Source organism: Spirosoma foliorum, assembly GCF_014117325.1.
Lineage (GTDB): Bacteria > Bacteroidota > Bacteroidia > Cytophagales > Spirosomataceae > Spirosoma > Spirosoma foliorum.
The window spans coordinates 781,472-801,723 of sequence record NZ_CP059732.1 but is presented as its reverse complement, the minus strand read 5'-3'; the positions used below and the strand labels follow the sequence as shown (position 1 = coordinate 801,723).

Sequence of the window (20,252 nt, the reverse complement as noted above, 5' to 3'; positions counted from 1 at the left end):
TTATGTTTTTAAAAATGTACAAACGAGAAGCAAGTCTATTTTTTTTTGAATTATTATTTCTGTTTTTTTTACCTATATCGATTAGTCTGGGACAGATTACCTATTATGTTGCCAGTAACGGTAACGATTCTAATAATGGACGGTCTAGTACATTCCCCTTTCAAACGTTAAGTAAAATCAACGGTCTGTCGCTGCAACCTGGCGATAAAGTCCTATTTCGGCGGGGCGATACTTTTCGAGGCACCTTAACAATACGTAGGTCAGGCTCGGCCAGCGCACCTATTATTTTTGACGCATATGATAGTGGGCCAAAGCCTGTTTTAGCCGGTTCAGTGCCAGTAATTAACTGGACCAATGCCGGAAATAATATCTGGCAGGCATCCTGCCCGACCTGTGGTACCGCGGTTACTGGTTTATACCGTAATGGTGTCCCCCTGTCACTTGGTCGTTACCCCAATCCAGACGAGCCCAATAAAGGGAACCTTACCATCAGAGCGCATACTCAGAAATACCAAATCTTCAGTCAGGAACACCTACCCACTACAATAGATTGGCAGGGGGCCGAGGTAGTCATGCGACCTACTCCTTGGATTATTGACCGGGCTGTTGTGGATCATCAATATGGTGATGCGTTAAACTTGTTTAATTACTCAAATTATACACCCAGAGATAATTCTGAATATTTTTTTCAAAATCACCCGGCAACACTAGATAGAGATGATGAATGGTGCTATGATGCAACCAATAAAAAGTTGCTACTATACAATACACAAAATGTATTGCCTAGTCAATTACTGACAACCACTGTCAATAGTCGGGGGATAGACCTCGCTAATGTATCTTTCATTGAACTACGAAACTTAAGGTGTACAGAAACACTCAATACAAATATAATAGCTCAAAATGTCTCAAATCTTTCGCTAATAAACCTTGACATTACCAATGCGGGCGAAGACGGAGTTATTATCAGTGGATCGGGCAAAAACATAATCATGGAAAATAATACTGTAACTAGTATTAATAACAATGGTCTTGTCATTGACGCTTATCAAACTGTTACGCTGAGAGGTAATTTGTTCCGAAGTATTGGCATCGTTCCCGGTCGGGGTAAAAGTGGCGATGGCCAATATAACGGGATAGCCTCAAAGGCGAACCTAGCTGTATTGATCGAAAAAAATACTATTGATAGCGTAGGCTATAATGGAATAACATTCTGGAATAATACAACTATTCAACAGAATGTTATTTCAAATTACTGTTATTCTAAAATTGATGGAGGTGGTATATACTGTTGGAATGGCAATAAGGCTGCAATGACTAACATCCATATATTGTCAAATATATTATACAATAACCCAGCAGGTGGCGCTCCTTGGTTAGATTATACCATCGGAATATTTCTTGACGATTGCACTGAGAATGTAGACGTGAGAAATAATACTGTATTTGGTAACACGCGAGGAGTCTTTCTCCATGCAGCAAATAAGATCACATTTACAGACAACACTCTATTTAATAACAGTGGAACTCAATTAATCGTCTATCATAATGGGGGTGTATGTCCGATTCGAAACGATGTCATAAAGCGGAATATCTGTGTTAGCAAAGAGTCCTCTCAATTTACGGCAGATTATGAATCGAATACCAATGATTTGCTTCTTTACGGTCAAATCGATTCAAATTATTATGCTCGCCCGTTTAAAGAATATGGTTCAGTACTGGGGGTTATAAATTCAACTTTTGGCAGGGGTTGGTCGCTAGATGAGTGGAAGAGTTTTTCGGGTGGGCTCGATCTTCATTCAACAGGTAGTCCTATTACTTATAAGCAGTATAAAAACGATGGGGCTGGTGGAACCAACAAGTTTAATTCGACTTTCGATACAAGTAACGATGATTGGTTCCTCGTTTACAGTCGCTATAACAACGGGGAGGTTACTCAAGATAACACGAACAAATTAGATAATGGAAGTCTGCGGGTGGGCTTTACGAGTTCATCAGGGCAAAGCAATTCATATGCTCAGGCGGCTAAATTTGTTTCCCTTACAAAAGGCAAAACGTATGTGCTCCGATTTGATGCTATTGCTACAACCAAAGATACCATACTGGTCTATCTTCGACAATATGGCTCTCCTTACAAAGAATATGATGAACGATATTCTATCCCGATCAGCACAACACGTACGAGTTTCGAGTTACCGTTTACGCCAACTGACAGTGATTCGAATGCCGTTGTGATGATGCAAATTGATGGCGAAGGACCAACTTTCTGGCTCGATAATGTTCGCCTGCAAGAGGATGCACCTATTCGAAATAATCCCGACGATTTTATTAAATTATTCTATAATCCTACTCTGAGAGATAGTGTTATTACACTCGAAGGAGTTTATCGAAATGTAAAGAATCAAATATATACTGGTTCATTTACCCTCAGTCCGTTTAGTTCGACAATTTTACTAAAGGACACTATCCCACTGTTGACCACTGACCTTAGCTTATTTTTAGAAAATGAAAAACGCTTTTTACAAGTAAATGAACCGGTTAATTTTCGCCTTCGGGTTAGCAATCAAAGTAATGTTCAGGCTGGGTTAGCGCGATGGACGTGCCGCCTGCCTGCTTATCTTGATTTTGTTGATAGCAGCGGACAAGCCTATAGTGATAATGTGTTGACTGGAGAATTGCCCCAGCTTGCTCCACAAAGCGACACTGTTTTTACCTTTTTAGTAAGGCCAACAACTGCCGGATTATTTCATATCTCAGCTCAGATAACTACGGCCAACTCGCCTGACTCTGACAGTACTCCTAACTCAGGTACTGCTGATGGAGAAGATGATGCGGCAACCGCTGAATTACGTGTGGGCAATACGGCCTCTGCTATTGTTGAATCTCCTAACCCTAATCAACGTTTACTGCCAACTGTAGTCTCTAATCAACCTACTCCCAGTCCCGATCAGGCTGACTTAAATTTACAACTGGTAGCTGGTAGTCGTACACTACAGATAGGTAATTTACTAACCTTCACATTATCTGTTACAAATGGAGGAGGACTTGCCGCCGATAGTGTACAGCTCGAAAACCAGTTACCTGATGGATTCGAATTGGTTGATTCGACCAATTGGATAGTAGATGGTAAGTATTTGAGAGCGTCTCTGCCCCCCATTGCTGCGGGCTCTACGCAAACTATATCATTTCAGGTTCGGGCTACGATGCCTGGCAACTGGATTAATAGAGCCCAGATTAAAGCGTCGAATGTAGGCGACCCTGATTCAATACCAGGCAATGGATTTCTAAATGGCGAAGATGACCAAGCCCAGGTAGATGGCCGTACCCAGTGACGCTAAAGTTAATTATCAATACAAAGTCAAGTAAATAGAATTATACCAGACTAACGTATATGAAAAGCTCTTTTAAGTTCTTGCCAAACCGCTAATAAAAGCACTATTAGTGCCAGAAACATAAATCCAATTGGTGCCAGCCACAATGGTAAGCTTATCCACCACCAGGCCCAGTCAATTTGACCGGTTTGTTTCAAAACCAGTAGCAAAAATGAGATTGCTACCAAAACAGCATATATAGTTACCAATGGACGCACTGGTAGTTCTGGAACAGGGTCTAGTTCCTGATCGTATATTTCCGGCATTTCAGACTTCTTTTCGTCTTCAAACTTGTCGACGTGATCAGACATAGGTAGTTGTTGCCTGGAAAAATCAGTAGTTCAGGCTTGGACATATATAGGAAATTAATACCCGTAAGACTATGACTTAAGCGCCATTCATTTTGATCACGGCTATAAGCTTATGAATCGATAGCAAAGAAATAAGAGTGGTATCGTAATAAGTTAGACGGATTGACAGCGAAGCCAAAAGCGGTAAGAAGGGATAAAATAGCTGGTTTATGATGCATCCTGAATAACCTGTACAGTTTCAGAAGTGCCATCTACCTCTAAGATGTAAACACCCGCTTCGTAAATAACCCTTGCACGGGGATTATTCGCATAATAATACAGGTATTTGGGTTCATTCTGGAGCCAGCTTACTCCATTAGAAAATGTAAAGCGATTGAACTGCGTTCTAAAACCTCGAAATGGGCCCTTCAGTTTGCCTACCTGGATCACTAGTTGAGATTGCATATGGGTGGAATAAAGATTTATCAATTTTATGGGTAAAGTGATTTTTTACAGCGAAATAAGCCAAAATATAAAGTAAACTGTAAACAAAATGTTAGTATAAAGCATGCTGTATTTTTTAACTAACTATGCACAAAAAAAAGTGAGCATTTAAAATAAAAAATGAGGTAACGGTCCGATTCACTGTAAGTTATGATCCATAATCTAGAATTAAACTCCACAAAATTTCTATTTTCCAGCAGCAACTACTGTTTAAAATTATCTAATTTAGAAGCCAATTATAAGTTACTCTTTTCTGCAATCAAACACTTGTATTTTACTATGAATAAATTGTATATATTTATAAAATCTAAATATTGTCGGCAGAACTTAAAGAATGCTGCCATATTCTTTTTGATCAATCTGGTCACGCAATCTGCTTGGGCACAAACGACTTACTATGTGGCTAGCAATGGCAATGACTCAAATAACGGTCGATCAACATCAAGTCCGTTTCAGAGCCTGACAAAAATTAATAATTTAGTACTGCAAGCTGGTGATGTGGTTTTATTCCGCCGGGGCGATACGTTTCGGGGTACTTTGCAACTTACTGAGTCTGGCACATCTGATAGCCCTATTGTTATTGATGCCTACGGATCTGGCAATAAGCCTATTCTTTCTGGCGCAGTAGCTGTTACGAGCTGGAGTAATATTGGTAACAATATTTGGCAGGCTACTTGTTCTAGTTGTGGCAGCCAAGTTACAGGTCTATACCGCGATAATACAGCCCTACCTTTAGGCCGATATCCTAACCTGGATGCTAGTAACAAAGGGTACCTCACGGTCCAATCGCATTCGGGCAAAACGCAGCTTACCAGTCAACAAGCGCTATCAACCAACTGGACAGGGGGAGAAGTTGTATATCGGCCGACCCAATGGATATTGAACAGGGCTAAAATCACGAGTCAGAGTGGAAATACCCTGAATCTAGAAAGTGCTGGTAACTACGATATCACAAATAACTGGGGTTACTTTATTCAGAATCATCCCAGCGCTCTTGACCAAAATGGGGAGTGGTACTATAACCCGGCTACGAAAGCAATTCAATTATATTATAGCCAGGATAATCCTAACAATCAGTCCATTGCAGCAACCGGGTATGCTCAGGCTATAAATCTAGCAAACGCGTCTTATATAACTATCCGTAATCTACAGATTTCACAGGCCCTGAATACTGGCGTTTTGGTTACCAATAGTTCAAACATTACTATTACCAGTAATGATATTACGCAGGCGGGCGAAGATGGCGTCTCTATTCAGGGCAGTGGCCAGCAGATTCTATTGGAAGGCAATTTGATTGAAAATGTAAATAACAATGGAGTTGCAATAGCAACCTATCAGAATGTTACGTTTAGAGGCAATATCGTTCGCAATATTGCGCTTCTGCCGGGTCGTGGTAAAAGTGGCGATGGCAATTACGTCGGGTTTCAATCCAATTCCACATCGAATACACTGATTGAGAACAATATATTTGATAATATTGGTTACCACGCCGTTAATTTTTCGACTAGTACAACCGTTCAACGTAATCAAATTAGCAATTTTTGTTTGACTAAAAGTGACGGTGGTGGTTTATATATCTGGAATGGTAATCAACAGGCATTAAATGATATTCATCTGATTTCGAACACCGTCTATAATGGGATTGGTGCTCCTGAAGGATCTCCAAGTGGTACATCAGCCGGTGCTCATGGCATTTATCTCGATGATTGCACCGCTAACATTGAGGTGAAGGATAACACAGTTTATAACTGTAAGGGTTCTGGAATATATCTGCACGGATCGTCTTCCGTTTCGGTAACGGGAAATACCTCTTATAATAATAGCGAAGCCCAGATATCCATAAAAAGCGCCAATAGTTGCCAGCCTCGCTCCAACTCTATTCTAAATAATATTTTTGTAAGTCGCTCAGCAGATCAGTATAATGCTAAATATGAGTCGAGCCAGAACGACTTAGGCAGTTATGGGCAGTTTGATAACAATGTATATGCACGTCCATTTGATGATAATCTTAAGATTCTGGCTGTGTACAATAACACATCTGGCACAGCACTCTCACTTGCTCAGTGGAAAAGTCAATACGGCAAAGATGCATCATCAACCAATAGTCCTATTACCTACTCATCGGGCAATCCCGATGAGTATATCAAACTTCTAACTAACCCAACGGCTAATGCCAATCAGGTTACGCTGGATGGCAATTATAAAAATGCGCGAAATACCGGTTACAGCGGTCAGGTAACGGTTCCGGGTTTTTCATCATTGCTTTTATTCAAAGATACCACCCCAGTTGTAACGCTACGCACGCCCGAAAATCCAGCTAATGCGGTTACTGGACTAGATTATCGCTATTATGAAAATTCATGGAGCAGCCTACCTGATTTCACAACACTAACGCCAGTTAAATCAGGAACCACAAATACTGTTGGCCTATCTGTTCGTAATCGTGACCAGAACTACGGGCTACGCTTTACCGGCTTCATCAGCGTACCAACCGATGGAGTCTACACCTTTTACACAAGCTCAGATGATGGAAGCAAGCTCCTGATTGGCACTACAGAGGTAGTCAACAATGACGGCGTGCACGGTGAACAGGAACGTTCGGGTACCATCGGTTTAAAGGCTGGAGTACACTCATTAACGGTCGTTTACTTTCAGGGTACTGGTAGCCAAGTACTGACGGTTAGCTATAGTGGTCCGAACATTAACAAACAGCTAATACCTGACGCATCTTTTCGTCGGATCGCGACTACGGTAGATCCCCAACCTCCAGTAACCGATCCACAGCCTAGCGTGAGGGCCTATTCAGCGACCAAAGATTCGCCAAAGGCCTCACAGGTTACCACCCGGCTCGAATTGCGTAATGATAGCAATACACCCATTAACAAACAGGATCTGAGTGCTCGTTACTGGTTCACCTCCGACAATGGCCAATTAGCTAAACTCTATGTAGACTATGCAGCCATGGGGAGCTCTAACGTTCAGACTAAAGTAGTTCAAATCAGCTCGGTAACAGGGGCCGATAGTTATGTAGAGCTAAAGATATTGGGCACTGGAACGTTAGCTGCCATGACTAGTTTAGGAGCAATTGATTTCCGTTTGGTACGCTCAGACTATGGCTTGTTAGATCAGACTAATGATTATTCTTACATGAGCAACTATGGCGCTACAGTCCTTAATCCACGTATCTGCGTTTACTTAAAGGGTGTCTTGATCTATGGTACTCCCCCCACGGGAGCCTCAGGTCGGGTAGGAGCAATTGAAGAGCCAGATTCGAAACTTCAGGTTCGCGTATTAGGCAACCCGATAGTAGGCCCTGCGGCTCAGGTTGAGATAAGTGGAGTTAGTGGTCAAGGGGTATTGGTGGAAGTAATGGATCTACAGGGTCGTCGTTGGCATCAGCAAACTCTTGCTCAAGCGAGTTCGTTGGAACAACTAAGTATTCCATTGGGTAGCAGTCGCGGCTTACTATTGTTAAAGGTAAGTAGTGCCGGACAGTCCCAAACTATTAAAATGATCAAGGCCGAGTAACAATAAATCACTATGATCTTCAAATTTCACGAACCTATATGCTATGATAGTACAGTAATCACGGATCATTAAAATCCACATAAATACCTAACTATTACTGCCAAAATTATAGGCTAATACTATTTAATTATTACACTTACGGAAGTTCTGGAAAAGGCTCTTTAACCTACTAACGAGGTCAAGTGCTACGAAGCCCTTACAATCAGAAAAGGGCTGCACCAACCGGGCCTATTTTCTTAAATTACCTAAATACTGCGTAGATTTATGGAGAAATCTACTCTATTACATGAAAGTTGCCCAGCCTCACCCGGAGGAAAATAACCGCCTTGATTCGTTAAGAAGTTACGATATACTTGACTCGCTACCAGAACAAGACTATGACGATTTAACCCGGCTTGCTTCTGAAATTTGCCAGACTCCGATTGCCCTGATCAGCCTGATTGATGATAAACGGCAGTGGTTCAAATCCAATCATGGCCTTGATGTACGGGAGACCCCGCGTGACTACGCTTTTTGCGCACATGGCATTCTTAATCCTAACGAACCACTAATTGTTCCTGATTCGCGGGAAGATGAGCGCTTTATTGGTAATCCATTGGTTACTGGTGATCCGCACGTGATTTTTTATGCAGGTGTACCCCTGGTAAATCAGGAGGGCTATCCGTTGGGTTCTTTATGCGTCATTGATAACACGCCCAATCAACTAAGCGAAAGTCAGTTATCAGCGCTAAAGACATTGGCCAAGCAAGTTGTGAACATGCTGGAACTCCGAAAGAAAAACAAGGCGTTAGAAACCTTAAAACGATTGCTTGAGGAGCGAAATGCCGAGTTAGAGCAAATGGCGAGTATTGCTCGAAATGAGGTAAAACCTCAAATTATCCAGCTTCACGGCACGATTTTGCAGGTTATCGGTGAATATGTCAAACCTGATGGCATGAACCTTAGCCCATTGTTGCAGGAAGCCATCAGGAACACTCGTGCTATTGAAGATGGATTAAGTCGAATGCAACACTTTGACTAAGTTGACTAGCTCCTGCCTATGACTGATTAGTAAGGTTTGCCATAAATCAACGTTTAATTATCTCATAATCAACGATTAAATCTTGTAACTTGCGTTATTGTTCGTAGCTTAAAAAGCGTTCTCAATCTAACCAAATAAATAGCCCATGACAGATGTTAATTTACACGACGCCGAAGTAATGGGTATCGAACACGACGAGGACAACAAAGAACTCGTACTAAAGACCGTGCTTCCGTCAGGGGAAAAATGTCAGGTTATTTTTCAAAGCGTTGAATGGTGGGAGTTATGCTCGTTTGGCGTACAAAATGTACTGTTTTCCATTGCGCCCTTCGACAAACACTCGTTAACGAAAGCCATTATAGATGATCAGGATATACCTGATCAATATGTTCAACTAGTTAATGAAGGCCATTATGTACTTTTTGTCATAAAAGCTTCTATTGGCTTAGAAGGCTGGGTAATTGCCAAAAAAATGCATATTGGCCCTGTGGCCGAAAAGGTATAAACTAAATCACCTCTTCTTAAGCCGGAAGATAGACCTGAAATCTAGCCCCCTGGCCTGGCTGGCTACTGGCCGTGATGGCTCCGCCGTGATTCTCCACTACTCGCTGACAAATTGCTAGTCCAACGCCGGTTCCGGCATATTCATGTTTGCCATGAAGTCGCTGGAACACTTGAAAGATACGGTCTGCATACTTTTCATCAAATCCAATCCCATTATCCTCTACAGTGATTTGGTGATAAATCCGGGCCTCTACACTTGGCTTTACGCCAGGCGGCAATTCACTCAACGACCGCTGGACATACTCAATTCGGATTTGGGGAGATTGACCGGGGACCACAAACTTGATGGCATTCGTCAGTAAGTTCTGAAACAACTGGCCTAATTGCGACTCGTCGCCTTTAATCACGGGTAGTGGCTCAACGCTAATCTTTGCCCCCGACTGACTAATATCCCATTCGAGCATCGTGAGTACATCTGCTACGATGGTCCCTAAGGAAACCGGACCGAAAACCTGTTGGCGGGTTGAGATGCGTGAATAGGCCAACAAATCTTTGATCAGATTCGACATCCGGGCACCAGCAGCTGTAATACGCTGCAAGTGATCTTTAGCCGCTTCGTTCAGTTGGTTATCCAGTTGTTGCGTAAGTAGCGTACTAAACGATTGAATTTTGCGCAATGGCTCCTGTAAGTCGTGACTAGCTACATAAGCAAACTGCTGCAGATTATCATTCGACCGTTTCAGATCAGCATTGGCCTGACTTAAAGCCTGGGTACGGGCCTTTACTCGTTCTTCTAGCTCGGCCGACAGATAGCGGTAGCGTTCTTCACTCTGGCGAAGCGCTTCTTCGGCCCTCTTTTGTTCAGTCACGTCGCTGGCAGTACCAAACCACTCCAAAATTTGCCCCTGTTCATCCAGAATGGGCACAGCTCGCGAGAATGTCCAGCCAATGGTTCCATCGGCCTGAACAACACGGTGCTCCAACTGGAACACCTTTTTAGCCGCGATAGCTTCTTCGATGGCCGTTTCTACCTGCGTCTGATCGTCAGTCGGAATATATTTTAGCAGCCAGTCACGACTAGGCTCCTGGGTATTGGCCAAAAACATTTTCCCGTCCATTTGATTCATTTGTCGCCAGTCGGCACTCATGGTGTAAACCACGTCTGAACTAGCTGTCACAAATGATCGGAATCGTTCTTCACTAGTCCGCAAGGCTGCTTCGACCTGTTTGATATCTGTAATATCACGAGTTGTACCTGCTATAGCCTCCACCTCCCCTTTTTCATTAAGAACAGGCGCAAACACGTAGTCATAAATTCGCTTGCCGAGCGTGGCATGGGGAAACGACACCTCCCCCCGAATCGGTTGCTTGGTCGCCACTACCTGATCGACCTCCCGTTCGTGCATCTCGGCATGCCAGGGCTCATAGCCGTTTTCTAACAGATTTTTCCCGATCGATTTTTCCCAACTACTGCCCCACATATCCAGCAGTGCCCGATTGGCATACATGAACCGATAATTCAGATCAAGTACATACATTAAATCGGGGGTACTGCTTGCAATGGCTTCATAGATCCGCTGCTGCCGTTGTGAATCCAGTCGGATAGTGACCTCTCGTTGCTGAGCTTCTATCTGCGGAGTTACTTCCTGACCCACGCCTGCAAAACGATAAATCTCACCAGCCTCAGAGAAGTAGCTTCTTCCATAAAAACGCACCCACCGCAACTTACCATCATCGGCTCCAACGGTCCGAAAGGTTTCATCAAACAAGCCATTCGACTGAGGATTTATTGCCCACTGAGCAGCGCTATTAACCCGATTTGCATCGTCGGCGTGAATGTATTGAATAGCCTGCTCATAGGACAGGGAGTTATGCCTGGCCAGTCCAAACAACTCCTGGCAACGGTCGTCCCAAAGAACTTGATTGGTAACGAGGTCCAGTTCCCAAACACCCAATCCAGCAGCCTGAAGGGCAAAGTCAATATCTAGTCGTTGAGTTAGTTTTCGAGATGAATCCAAAGGCCGTTGATCACCGGTCATAGCTGAATCAAATGTATACCGTACGTAAAAAGAATCTATTGGTTAATGGCTATTAACTAATTAAGCCGTTTAAGTCGTAAATAACCCATTTACGATACTGATGAAGGTTTTTTAAAAATGTAAAGTACTAACGTTAATCTACGCCAAGTGGTTTTAGCTAAAAATAACTCGATACTAATCAGACCGACTACCTCTCTCAACATACAAATCGATTCAAGACAATAAAACCATTCCGGGAATAAACCTGTCTAATACAAAAGCCTCGAAAACAATATGTTCTCAAGGCTTCTGTATTAGAAAAAAGTCAACAAGCACTCAGGCATTTATTACTTTCTGTAATGACTAAACATTACTTTTTATCGATGCGATATAACCGGCCCTGATCGGTAACGGTATACAAAGCGCCGTCCTTGCCTTGGGTTATGTCTCGAAAACGTTGGAACTGGTCGGACAATAGTCTTTCTTCACCTACAACCTTGTCGTTTTTAATGATTAGCCGCAATACGTGCATACCGCTGAGTGTGCTAATGAATAAGTTATTCTTCCACTCAGGAATATGATCGCTGCTGTAGAATGTCATACCGCTTGGCGACACAACGGGGTCCCAGTAATAAACCGGCTGCTCCATTCCTTCTTTTTGCTGAATGACATCGCCGATTTTTTTGCCACTGTATTCAATACCATACGTAATCGTAGGCCAACCGTAGTTCTTTCCGGGTTTGATGTGGTTCAGTTCGTCCCCGCCACGTGGGCCAAATTCACCTTCCCACAGCTCACCAGTTACTGGATCAAAAGCAAGGCTCTGTACGTTCCGGTGTCCATATGAATACAGTTCGGGTCTGACACCTGCCTGACCTTCAAATGGGTTGCCGGGAGCCGGTTTGCCCTCTTTCGTAATCCGAATTACTTTCCCCAGACCCGAATTTAGCGATTGAGCTTGTGGCCGGGTAACCAGATCAGACCGTTCGCCCGTACTGATGATCAGGTTCCCGGTTTTATCAATAAGAATCCGACCGCCATAGTGCAGATTTCCTTTGTAAGCCGGTGTGGCCTGGTAAATAACCTTCGCCCCTTCAATCTTCTTCTCATCGGCCGACAATTTACCTTTAGCAACGGCTGTCAGGTTGCCATCAGCAAGTGGTTCCGAAAACACCCAGTAAACCATTCGGTTGGTCGCAAAATCAGGATCGACCCGAACGCCCAGAAGTCCACCCTGCCCCGATGGATTTACTTTAGGAATACCTGTGATGGCCTCGCCAACCTTACCCTCGGTTGTAACGATGCGCATCACGCCTTCTTTTTCGGTAACAAGCAGTCGGCCGTCGGGTAGGGTTGTAATACCCCAGGGACTCTTCAGCGCTTCGGTTAATACCTTGCCTTCGTAGTTGGTCGCTGATTTTACGCCAGCAATTCGGGTTTGGCCCGCAAAAGCGGGCTTATAATCCGAATTAGCCTCTTTAGTCTCTACCGGAGGCAGCGTGCTTGCTGTATTTTGACCACAGGCTGCAAATGCTAACGACGTAGCAGCTATGGTGAACAGAATGCAGTTTCTCATTTTGGTTGCTTTATAAAACTGGTTTTAACGTGAATTTGGGGTTACTACATAGATGATTAACAAACTTAACGGGGTTCTGGCTAAAAAGCCAACCTTGCTTACTCTCGCTGAAGAACTTCCTCCAGTTTTGCCTTATAAATCCGGCCAATCGGAATCTCCTCGTTACTGATTCGGATGTAAGTCGCGCTGACCGCCTGAATATGATCCAGTGCCACAATGAACGATTTATGAATACGCGCAAATCGGTCGGGAGGTAGTTTTTCCTCCAGATAGCTAATTCGCAGGTACGACACCAACGTGCCTGATACGGTGTGAATTCGGACATAATCTTTCAGGCCTTCAATCCATAAAATATCCTCCAGAAAGAGTTTGACCATCTCTTTATTGACCTTGAAATATTGGTACTCTTTCCCCACTTTTGCAGGCTCTGGCGTGTCTGGAATGGGCGATATGGCGGGCAAAAAACGGTAAATTTTACCAACAGACTGGAGGAATCGCTCAAATGAAATGGGTTTTACTAAAAAATCCAGCACATCAAATTCGTAACTATCCAGCGCGTATTCCCGAAAGGCCGTTGTAAAAATCACTTTAGGCCGGTAACCTAACGGACGCAGTAAATCGAAGCCAGTTAACCGAGGCATCTGAATGTCCAGAAACAGAACATCGACCGGTGTTTGTTGCAACATCCGCAATGCCTGCGTTGGGCTATTGGATACGCCCACCAGATCCAGATCGGGCAATCGACCGATGTAGTCTTTCAACAAATCGGTGGCGAGTGGCTCATCATCCAGCACAAAACAACGAATCGCCATCAGTTTATCGTAAATTTTAGGACTGCCAGAAACTGACTATCTTCCGGCAACGTAACTAATTCGTAATTGCCCGGAAACAGAATATCCAGTCGCTTTTTCAGGTTTGTTAACCCTAACCCTGTTGTCGATGGATACGAAACCCCTTCCGGGATGGAGTTCTCCGCCGAAAAAACCAGCCGATTGCCACTCCGGTACAAGTGGAGCTGAATCCAGCAGGCGCCCTCCGTTTGAGCGGCTCCGTGCTTGAAAGCGTTCTCCACAAAAGGCAGTAAGAGCATCGGCGGAATCATCAAGTTGGTCAAATTTGACAACTCGTCAAAATTCGTCATCACATCCAGTCGATCCGCATACCGGATTTTTTCAAGCGAAATATAATCCGTCAAATACGCCACTTCTTTGGCCAAAGATACCGTTGAGCGATGGCTTTCGTGGAGTTGATAACTCAGCAGGCCCGCCAGTCGTTGAAGCAAATGGGGCATCTGGGCTGGCTGATGCAGAGAGACCGAAATGAGATTATTAAGCGTATTGAACAGAAAATGGGGCTGTACCTGAGATTGTAACAATCGGTATTCGGCTGCGAGTTTTTCCCGGCGATAGGTCTCGCTCAATTGTTGCTGGTGCAAGGCATGCCGAACCAGATTAACCGCTACAAACAAGGCAACCACTAAGTGCAACTGCATGGATTCGGCCATGATTTTAGGCCAATACCAATAGGGCTTAAGCAAGCCATCTGGATAATAGACCGGATATAACCACGTATAGTTGATGGCCCGTCGGAGCAAGCCGAAAACCAGTAAACCACCTCCTAAGCTGATCCAGAACCCCGTCATACGACCCGAGAGCAGAAAATGGCGAACCGTAAACAGCAGATGCCAATAACCAGCCACCACCAACAGGGGTAAACTAAGGGTAATCTGACAAAGACTTTTCTGGTAATTATCCATATAAGCCCCTGTATTGAGCCACTCAAACAGGAAGTATCCCAGCCAGAAAATAGCTTGAGCCCCAACTTCCCGATACGGTTTAAGCATACTGAAACGAACCATTTGTGCGTGATTTCCCCCACAAAAGAAGTCAAAGCTACACCTTCTTTGGCTCAAAATATGGTCTATTCGTCCAACAACGCGTGCAGGCTCCGTAACGTAGTCAGGATTCGACAAACGACCTATTTTCTCGACCAACTGCGCTGATTCCCCATAAACAGTTATGTGGAGGAGCGAAGCTGTCGTTAGTCTAAAAAAAAATTGAGCTACTGAAACAGTGTATTCATTTGCTCAACAAAATACAACCTGAATTGTCTCACCATCATAAACCTGACATCGACTATGCTACTTCGTCGACTCATTGCCCTACTGGCCTATTTGCTTCGGTCCTTCTTAACCGGATCACCGGTGAATTCAACCACTCACTTTATTACCGTAACCCGGCGAAAGACGTTTGCATGGGTCTACGCTGTTGCCCTGCTCTTGTATGCGCATGCGGGGCAAGCCCAGTTTGAGCCAGTAGTTCAACAAAATGATGTCGAAATCGATTCAAGTCGAGGGTATTGGCAACTTACAACCCAGGCAAGTACCCGTAGCACGATGGTTCAGTTTTTTGGCCCTGATCACCATCTTCTCTACGAAGAAATTATGCCGGAAAAATGGGTCAAACTCAGTCGAAGAAATCAAAAGCAGTTCGATCAATTGTTAGCAAAATTAGTCGCCAATCAACTGCTGACGGATCGCATTAAAACCGAGGCACTTCCGCCAACGCCAACAGAACCCGAACAACCCAGAGTATCCGTCAAAGCAAGCACGAGTTCGTACGCAAACTCAACGGTCAATTCGTATCTGGTTCATGCGTACATCAATCAAACGGGTAAGCTTTACCTTATTGTCGACAATCCCGATCGGTACCGATATATGGTTAAGGTGATTGATCAGGGTGGGCAATCGCTCTATGAAGAGTTCACCAACCATGATCGGTATCGACGCCGATTAGACCTGTCATCGCTGCCGAATGATGCCTACCAAGTCGTCGTCCAGATCGATAATAAACCCTTTGTTTATAAACTGAAACGACAGACAAACAGAATGGCTTATAGCCTTCAATCGCCGTCAGCACTCAAACCCCAGCCTGTTGTTGAGCCCAATCGAGCCGATAACGAACGGTTGTTAATGCCCGTCTCGATTGATTTATAACTGGCATACGCTTAGACCCGACTCAGACCAAAGCAATTATTTGATTTTCGTAATTCTTCGTTTGAATACAATAAGGATAGTAAAATGCCTTACTCTAGTTTAGACGTCACATATTCCAGGGCTACCTACCCCTCGCAACAAACAGAAATTTAGGCAGTTATATAGTAGAGCATTAAACCAATACCACTATGGCAACGATCAAATTTAACATCAATGGAAAAGATCAGTCGATCGATGTTGATCCGCAGATGCCGCTTCTGTGGGCCATCCGGGATGTTGTTGGTCTGAAAGGTACCAAATATGGTTGTGGCGTGGCTCAGTGTGGAGCCTGCACAGTCCATTTAAACGGCGAAGCTGTCCGCTCGTGCGTTACTCGCGTTAGCCGTGCTGCCGGGCAAAAAGTAGTTACCATCGAAGGCTTGTCGGAAAACAATAATCACCCTGTGCAACTAGCCTGGCAGGAGATCGACGTACCGCAGTGCGGCTATTGCCATTCCGGTCAGATCATGTCGGCAGTCGTGTTGTTACGAGAAAATCCAAGCCCAACCGATCAGGACATTGACAATGCCATGGCCGGTAATATTTGCCGTTGTGGTACCTATCTGCGCATCCGTAAAGCCATCCATCTAGCCGCCGGTATGGAGCAGAAGGTTGGCAAAAATGAGTAATGAATAATGGATAATGACCAATGGATAATGGATAATGCTACTACTCTCCCCATTATCCATTACTCATTATTCATTATCCGTTACCCCTCCAATTATCGCTATGAAACAACCTACTGAATCTCAATCCTACTCTTTCCGACCAATCCGAACGATTGTAGCAGCAGGAATTATGCTGACCATAACGGCCATTATGGCGTCGACTTTTGGAACAACACACAAGAGAATAGAAAAGAGGGCAAAAACAAACGCAGCCCCCATCAATCGGGATAGTGTGGAATCCGTAAAAGCCTTTGCGAGTGTATATAAAGTACTGATGAGTCCTCGCTGCATGAACTGCCACCCATCGGGCGATGTGCCCTTACAGGGAGATGATAGCCATTTGCATACGATGGGACCCAAACGGGGAGTTGAAGGAAAAGGGCTCTATGCCATGAAATGCGCCAACTGCCATCAGCCCACCAATACGCCGGGCGTCCATACGCCACCGGGCAATCCGAATTGGCATCTACCGCCAGCCACTATGAAAATGGTTTTTCAGGGGCGAACACCCCATCAGTTAGCCAAACAACTGATCGATCCGAAACAGAATGGCAATAAAACGAAGGAACAATTGCTCGAACATGCCCACGATGGGTTAGTACTGGGCGGCTGGAATCCCGGCGAAGGCCGTACATTGCCCCCCTTGAGCCACGCTGAATTTACGAAAGCCTGGACCACCTGGATTAAAAAAGGGGCCTATGCTCCCAAACCATAAGATCTTCATCGTCAACCAGGAACACCATGACAGTATCCAGAAGGAATTTCCTAAAAACCGTTGGCCTGACCGGAGCGGTTCTTTCGTTGGGCATTTATATCCCAACCAACGCCGAAGAAGCCGAAATTATCAAGGCCGCCGAGGCCGATAGTTTTGGTGTTGAGATGAATGCCTGGGTACACATCGATACATCGGGCAAGGTCACCATTTTCAGCCATCGGGCCGAAATGGGCCAGGGTGTTTATCAGGCTATACCTCAGATGGTTGCCGAAGAACTGGAAGTAAATCTGGACGAGGTAAACATCGTTTTTGCCAAAGGCGATAATAAGAAATACGGGAGCCAGATCACAGGAGGCAGTTCAACGGTTCGTGGTTCGTACAAGAATCTACTGAATCTGGGCGCTACCGCCCGCGAAATGCTGATTCAGGCCGCAGCCAATAAATGGAACGTACCCAAATCAGATTGCTATGCGCAGGCTGGTCATGTATTTCACCGACCAACGAACAGGCAGTTTCACTACGGGGAGCTTGTTCTTGATGCCAATAAACTGGAAACGCCCAAGAATATTATCCTCAAGAAACGGTCGGACTATAAGCTCATTGGCAAGCCACTACCTCGTCAGGATACCCGCCTAAAAACCAATGGTACAGCTACCTTCGGTCTGGATAAAGAGATTCCGGGTATGCTGTATGCGATGGTAGTGCGTAACCCACGCCTGCGGGGAAAGGTCAAAAGTTTTGATGATACCGCAGCCCGTAAAATCCCCGGCGTCAAGCACGTTGTCAAGACTCGAATGGGTGTTTTTAGTACCTATCGGGAAGGCGTTGCCGTTGTGGCCGATTCGATATGGGCAGCCATGCAGGCTAAAAAAGTACTGACCGTGGAGTGGGACGATAGCGGTTTTGAACACCTGAGCACGGCGGATATCTACAAGCGACAAGCCGAAGCGCTCCAAACTCAGGAAGGACTTCCGTTTAAACAACAGGGAGATGCTGCGGGCATTATTGCTCAGGCACCGAAGAAAATCGATGTGGTTTATGAGACTCCCTATCAGTACCACAGTTGCATGGAGCCACTGAACTGCATAGCTCATTATCAGGAAGGTAAGCTCGAAATCTGGGGACCGATTCAGGCACCGGAATGGATACAGGATTACATCAGTAAGGAAATGAACATTCCCCGCGAAAACGTGATCGTAAACATGACGTTTCTGGGCGGTGGCTTTGGCCGGAAGGCCTTCATGGATTATCCCCACGAAGCATCGGTGATTTCAAAGGCAGTTGGTGCTCCTATTCAGGTGGTGTGGACTCGGGAAGACGATGCTACGCAGGGACCGTATCGGCCGGGTATATCCTATCGTTGCGAGGGCGTCGTTACTAATGGCGAAATCAGTGCATTCAAGGTAAAACTGGCTGGCCAAAACAATAATCATTGGCGTGGAGCCCCCAAAGACAAGCCAAACGGCAGTGCTTCGGAAGGCTTTCTTAAACCGTATTTTGATAGTATTAAAAACCTGAGCATTCAGGATATTCCCTTCGAAACGCCCATTCCCACCATGTGGTGGCGATCGGTCTATGCATCGACCAATGGCTTTGCCTACGAAAGCTTTCTGGATGAGCTGGCCATCGAGGCAGGAAAAGACCCGCTGGCTTTCCGGAAAGACTATTTGAAGGAAGATCGGCTGCATCTATTAATTGACAAGATGATCGACGTATCGGGCTGGAAAAACCGGAAGAAAAATGAGGGATACGGTACCGCCATTACCGAATGTTTTGGCAGCACGGTTGGTCAGGTGGTCAAAGTATCCCGCAATACGGATGGCAAACTAACCATCGATCGCGTCTGGGCTGTTATGGATTGTGGCTGGTACGTTAATCCCGATACCATCAAAGCGCAGGTAGAAGGAGCTATTGTGATGGGCCTTGGTGCCGCCACAATGCACCAGGTAACCTTCCAGGATGGTATACCGGTCGACAAGAATTTCTATTCGTACCAGTTGCCGCGTATTACAGATATCCCCCCAATTGAGATATACATCATGGAGAACGATGCCGATGCGGGTGGCGTCGGCGAACCCGGTTTACCGGCCTTCGCCCCAGCCCTGACAAACGCTATCTTTGATTTGACCGGCAAGCGAATTAGAAAGCTACCGTTCAATCTGGCAACTGTTTAAAAAAATAGAACGCTGATTTTTAGGATGGTTATGATTAAAAGTGATCTTAATGACTCATAATCATCCTAAAAATCAGCGTTCTATCAAATCCGTAACTTACCTAAATGGATAAAGCAGAAACCTTAGAAGAGTTATATACCCGGAAATTCGATTGGATGCCCGATACCATTCGCAACGAAATTGGGCATTTCAATGTGTTTCGGTTGGAGCCGCTTGTAGGCGATAAAGCGAAACCCGTACCCTATAAACGGCGCGATTATTACAAAATCATGCTGGTGATCGGGAACAGCCAGGTTCATTACGCCGACAAAGTGGTCGAAGTACAAAAACAGGCGCTGTCTTTTTCCAATCCACATATCCCCTATCGATGGGAACATCTGGACCAAATTCGCAGTGGTTTTTTCTGCATTTTTAATCAGCATTTTTTCGCTCAGTTTGGCGATCTAAACCAATATGAGGTTTTCCAACCCAATGGTAACCACCTCTTTGAATTAACCGACGAACAGGTACCCCAGGTGGCGCGCATCTACGAGCGTATGTTCGAGGAGATTAACTCCGATTACATCCACAAGTATGATGTGCTTCGGAATCTGGTTTTTGAGCTATTGCATTATGCCCTCAAAATGCAGTCGTCGTCAACATTCGACAAGCAGCCGATCAACGCAGCGCAGCGAATTTCGACCCTGTTTCTGGAACTGTTGGAACGGCAATTTCCGCTCGACGACAATCATCAACAGGTCAACTTTCGCTCGCCCTCCGATTTCGCCAATCAGTGTTTTTTTTGTCATCCCGACGTCAGGATGACAAAAAACTAGTATAATTCTATTCGTAAATCGGCCATAATTCACG

At 44.8% G+C, this 20,252-nt stretch carries 15 protein-coding genes; 9 read left to right on the top strand and 6 right to left on the bottom strand.

Going from position 1 to position 20,252, the window contains the following annotated elements; all coding sequences use genetic code 11:
- Positions 1-2: 2 nt before the first annotated feature.
- Positions 3-3,332, top strand: a complete 3,330-nt coding sequence (locus H3H32_RS03325) for a right-handed parallel beta-helix repeat-containing protein (RefSeq protein WP_182461257.1) — start codon at positions 3-5, stop codon at positions 3,330-3,332.
- Positions 3,333-3,382: 50 nt separating this feature from the next.
- On the opposite strand, the gene H3H32_RS03320 is transcribed toward H3H32_RS03325, so the two are convergent.
- Together H3H32_RS03320 and H3H32_RS03315 are read right to left on the bottom strand one after the other, a co-directional pair.
- The gene (locus H3H32_RS03320) at positions 3,383-3,682 is read right to left on the bottom strand and encodes a hypothetical protein (RefSeq protein WP_220472596.1); all 300 of its coding nucleotides are present in this window, start codon (positions 3,680-3,682) and stop codon (positions 3,383-3,385) included.
- 207 nt (positions 3,683-3,889) lie between these two features.
- Positions 3,890-4,126, bottom strand: coding sequence for a hypothetical protein (locus tag H3H32_RS03315; protein ID WP_182461256.1), 237 nt, complete (start codon positions 4,124-4,126; stop codon positions 3,890-3,892).
- Positions 4,127-4,444: 318 nt separating this feature from the next.
- Here H3H32_RS03315 and H3H32_RS03310 point away from each other — a divergent pair, with 318 nt between their 5' ends.
- The 3 genes from H3H32_RS03310 to H3H32_RS03300 all read left to right on the top strand — a co-directional run bounded on the left by H3H32_RS03310 (position 4,445) and on the right by H3H32_RS03300 (position 9,219).
- A complete protein-coding gene (locus H3H32_RS03310; RefSeq protein ID WP_182461255.1) occupies positions 4,445-7,693 on the top strand; it encodes a cellulose binding domain-containing protein in 3,249 nt (1,082 codons plus the stop codon).
- Positions 7,694-7,979: 286 nt separating this feature from the next.
- The gene (locus tag H3H32_RS03305) at positions 7,980-8,714 is read left to right on the top strand and encodes a GAF domain-containing protein (RefSeq protein ID WP_182461254.1); all 735 of its coding nucleotides are present in this window, start codon (positions 7,980-7,982) and stop codon (positions 8,712-8,714) included.
- Positions 8,715-8,859: 145 nt separating this feature from the next.
- The gene (locus H3H32_RS03300; protein ID WP_182461253.1) at positions 8,860-9,219 is read left to right on the top strand and encodes a hypothetical protein; all 360 of its coding nucleotides are present in this window, start codon (positions 8,860-8,862) and stop codon (positions 9,217-9,219) included.
- 16 nt (positions 9,220-9,235) lie between these two features.
- On the opposite strand, the gene H3H32_RS03295 is transcribed toward H3H32_RS03300, so the two are convergent.
- From H3H32_RS03295 to H3H32_RS03280, 4 genes are all read right to left on the bottom strand, one after another.
- A complete protein-coding gene (locus H3H32_RS03295) occupies positions 9,236-11,236 on the bottom strand; it encodes a PAS domain-containing sensor histidine kinase (RefSeq protein ID WP_240543644.1) in 2,001 nt (666 codons plus the stop codon).
- Positions 11,237-11,606: 370 nt separating this feature from the next.
- Positions 11,607-12,812 (bottom strand): PQQ-dependent sugar dehydrogenase, encoded by a 1,206-nt coding sequence (locus tag H3H32_RS03290; RefSeq protein ID WP_182461251.1) that lies wholly within the window; start codon positions 12,810-12,812, stop codon positions 11,607-11,609.
- Positions 12,813-12,910: 98 nt separating this feature from the next.
- Complete coding sequence (locus H3H32_RS03285; protein WP_182461250.1) at positions 12,911-13,624, bottom strand: LytR/AlgR family response regulator transcription factor; 714 nt, start codon at positions 13,622-13,624, stop codon at positions 12,911-12,913.
- A complete protein-coding gene (locus H3H32_RS03280) occupies positions 13,624-14,670 on the bottom strand; it encodes a sensor histidine kinase (protein ID WP_182461249.1) in 1,047 nt (348 codons plus the stop codon). The genes H3H32_RS03285 and H3H32_RS03280 overlap by 1 nt, the downstream gene beginning before the upstream one ends.
- Positions 14,671-14,949: 279 nt before the next feature.
- Here H3H32_RS03280 and H3H32_RS03275 point away from each other — a divergent pair, with 279 nt between their 5' ends.
- The 5 genes from H3H32_RS03275 to H3H32_RS03255 all read left to right on the top strand — a co-directional run bounded on the left by H3H32_RS03275 (position 14,950) and on the right by H3H32_RS03255 (position 20,218).
- The gene (locus H3H32_RS03275) at positions 14,950-15,807 is read left to right on the top strand and encodes a hypothetical protein (protein WP_182461248.1); all 858 of its coding nucleotides are present in this window, start codon (positions 14,950-14,952) and stop codon (positions 15,805-15,807) included.
- Positions 15,808-15,995: 188 nt separating this feature from the next.
- Positions 15,996-16,475, top strand: coding sequence for a (2Fe-2S)-binding protein (locus tag H3H32_RS03270; RefSeq protein WP_182461247.1), 480 nt, complete (start codon positions 15,996-15,998; stop codon positions 16,473-16,475).
- A 100-nt stretch (positions 16,476-16,575) separates the two neighbouring features.
- Complete coding sequence (locus H3H32_RS03265) at positions 16,576-17,229, top strand: hypothetical protein (protein ID WP_182461246.1); 654 nt, start codon at positions 16,576-16,578, stop codon at positions 17,227-17,229.
- Between the two features lie 26 nt (positions 17,230-17,255).
- Positions 17,256-19,403 (top strand): molybdopterin cofactor-binding domain-containing protein, encoded by a 2,148-nt coding sequence (locus tag H3H32_RS03260; RefSeq protein WP_182461245.1) that lies wholly within the window; start codon positions 17,256-17,258, stop codon positions 19,401-19,403.
- Between the two features lie 104 nt (positions 19,404-19,507).
- Positions 19,508-20,218, top strand: a complete 711-nt coding sequence (locus tag H3H32_RS03255) for an AraC family transcriptional regulator (RefSeq protein ID WP_240543643.1) — start codon at positions 19,508-19,510, stop codon at positions 20,216-20,218.
- The last annotated feature ends 34 nt before the right edge of the window (positions 20,219-20,252 follow it).

Excerpts from the sequence above, each read along its gene's own strand:
- H3H32_RS03325 (WP_182461257.1), top strand. The coding sequence starts at position 3 with ATGTTTTTAAAAATGTACAAACGAGAAGCAAGTCTATTTTTTTTTGAA.
- H3H32_RS03320 (WP_220472596.1), bottom strand. The coding sequence starts at position 3,682 with ATGTCTGATCACGTCGACAAGTTTGAAGACGAAAAGAAGTCTGAAATG.
- H3H32_RS03315 (WP_182461256.1), bottom strand. The coding sequence starts at position 4,126 with ATGCAATCTCAACTAGTGATCCAGGTAGGCAAACTGAAGGGCCCATTT.
- H3H32_RS03310 (WP_182461255.1), top strand. The coding sequence starts at position 4,445 with ATGAATAAATTGTATATATTTATAAAATCTAAATATTGTCGGCAGAAC.
- H3H32_RS03305 (WP_182461254.1), top strand. The coding sequence starts at position 7,980 with ATGAAAGTTGCCCAGCCTCACCCGGAGGAAAATAACCGCCTTGATTCG.
- H3H32_RS03300 (WP_182461253.1), top strand. The coding sequence starts at position 8,860 with ATGACAGATGTTAATTTACACGACGCCGAAGTAATGGGTATCGAACAC.
- H3H32_RS03290 (WP_182461251.1), bottom strand. The coding sequence starts at position 12,812 with ATGAGAAACTGCATTCTGTTCACCATAGCTGCTACGTCGTTAGCATTT.
- H3H32_RS03285 (WP_182461250.1), bottom strand. The coding sequence starts at position 13,624 with ATGGCGATTCGTTGTTTTGTGCTGGATGATGAGCCACTCGCCACCGAT.
- H3H32_RS03280 (WP_182461249.1), bottom strand. The coding sequence starts at position 14,670 with ATGGTTCGTTTCAGTATGCTTAAACCGTATCGGGAAGTTGGGGCTCAA.
- H3H32_RS03275 (WP_182461248.1), top strand. The coding sequence starts at position 14,950 with ATGCTACTTCGTCGACTCATTGCCCTACTGGCCTATTTGCTTCGGTCC.
- H3H32_RS03270 (WP_182461247.1), top strand. The coding sequence starts at position 15,996 with ATGGCAACGATCAAATTTAACATCAATGGAAAAGATCAGTCGATCGAT.
- H3H32_RS03265 (WP_182461246.1), top strand. The coding sequence starts at position 16,576 with ATGAAACAACCTACTGAATCTCAATCCTACTCTTTCCGACCAATCCGA.
- H3H32_RS03260 (WP_182461245.1), top strand. The coding sequence starts at position 17,256 with ATGACAGTATCCAGAAGGAATTTCCTAAAAACCGTTGGCCTGACCGGA.
- H3H32_RS03255 (WP_240543643.1), top strand. The coding sequence starts at position 19,508 with ATGGATAAAGCAGAAACCTTAGAAGAGTTATATACCCGGAAATTCGAT.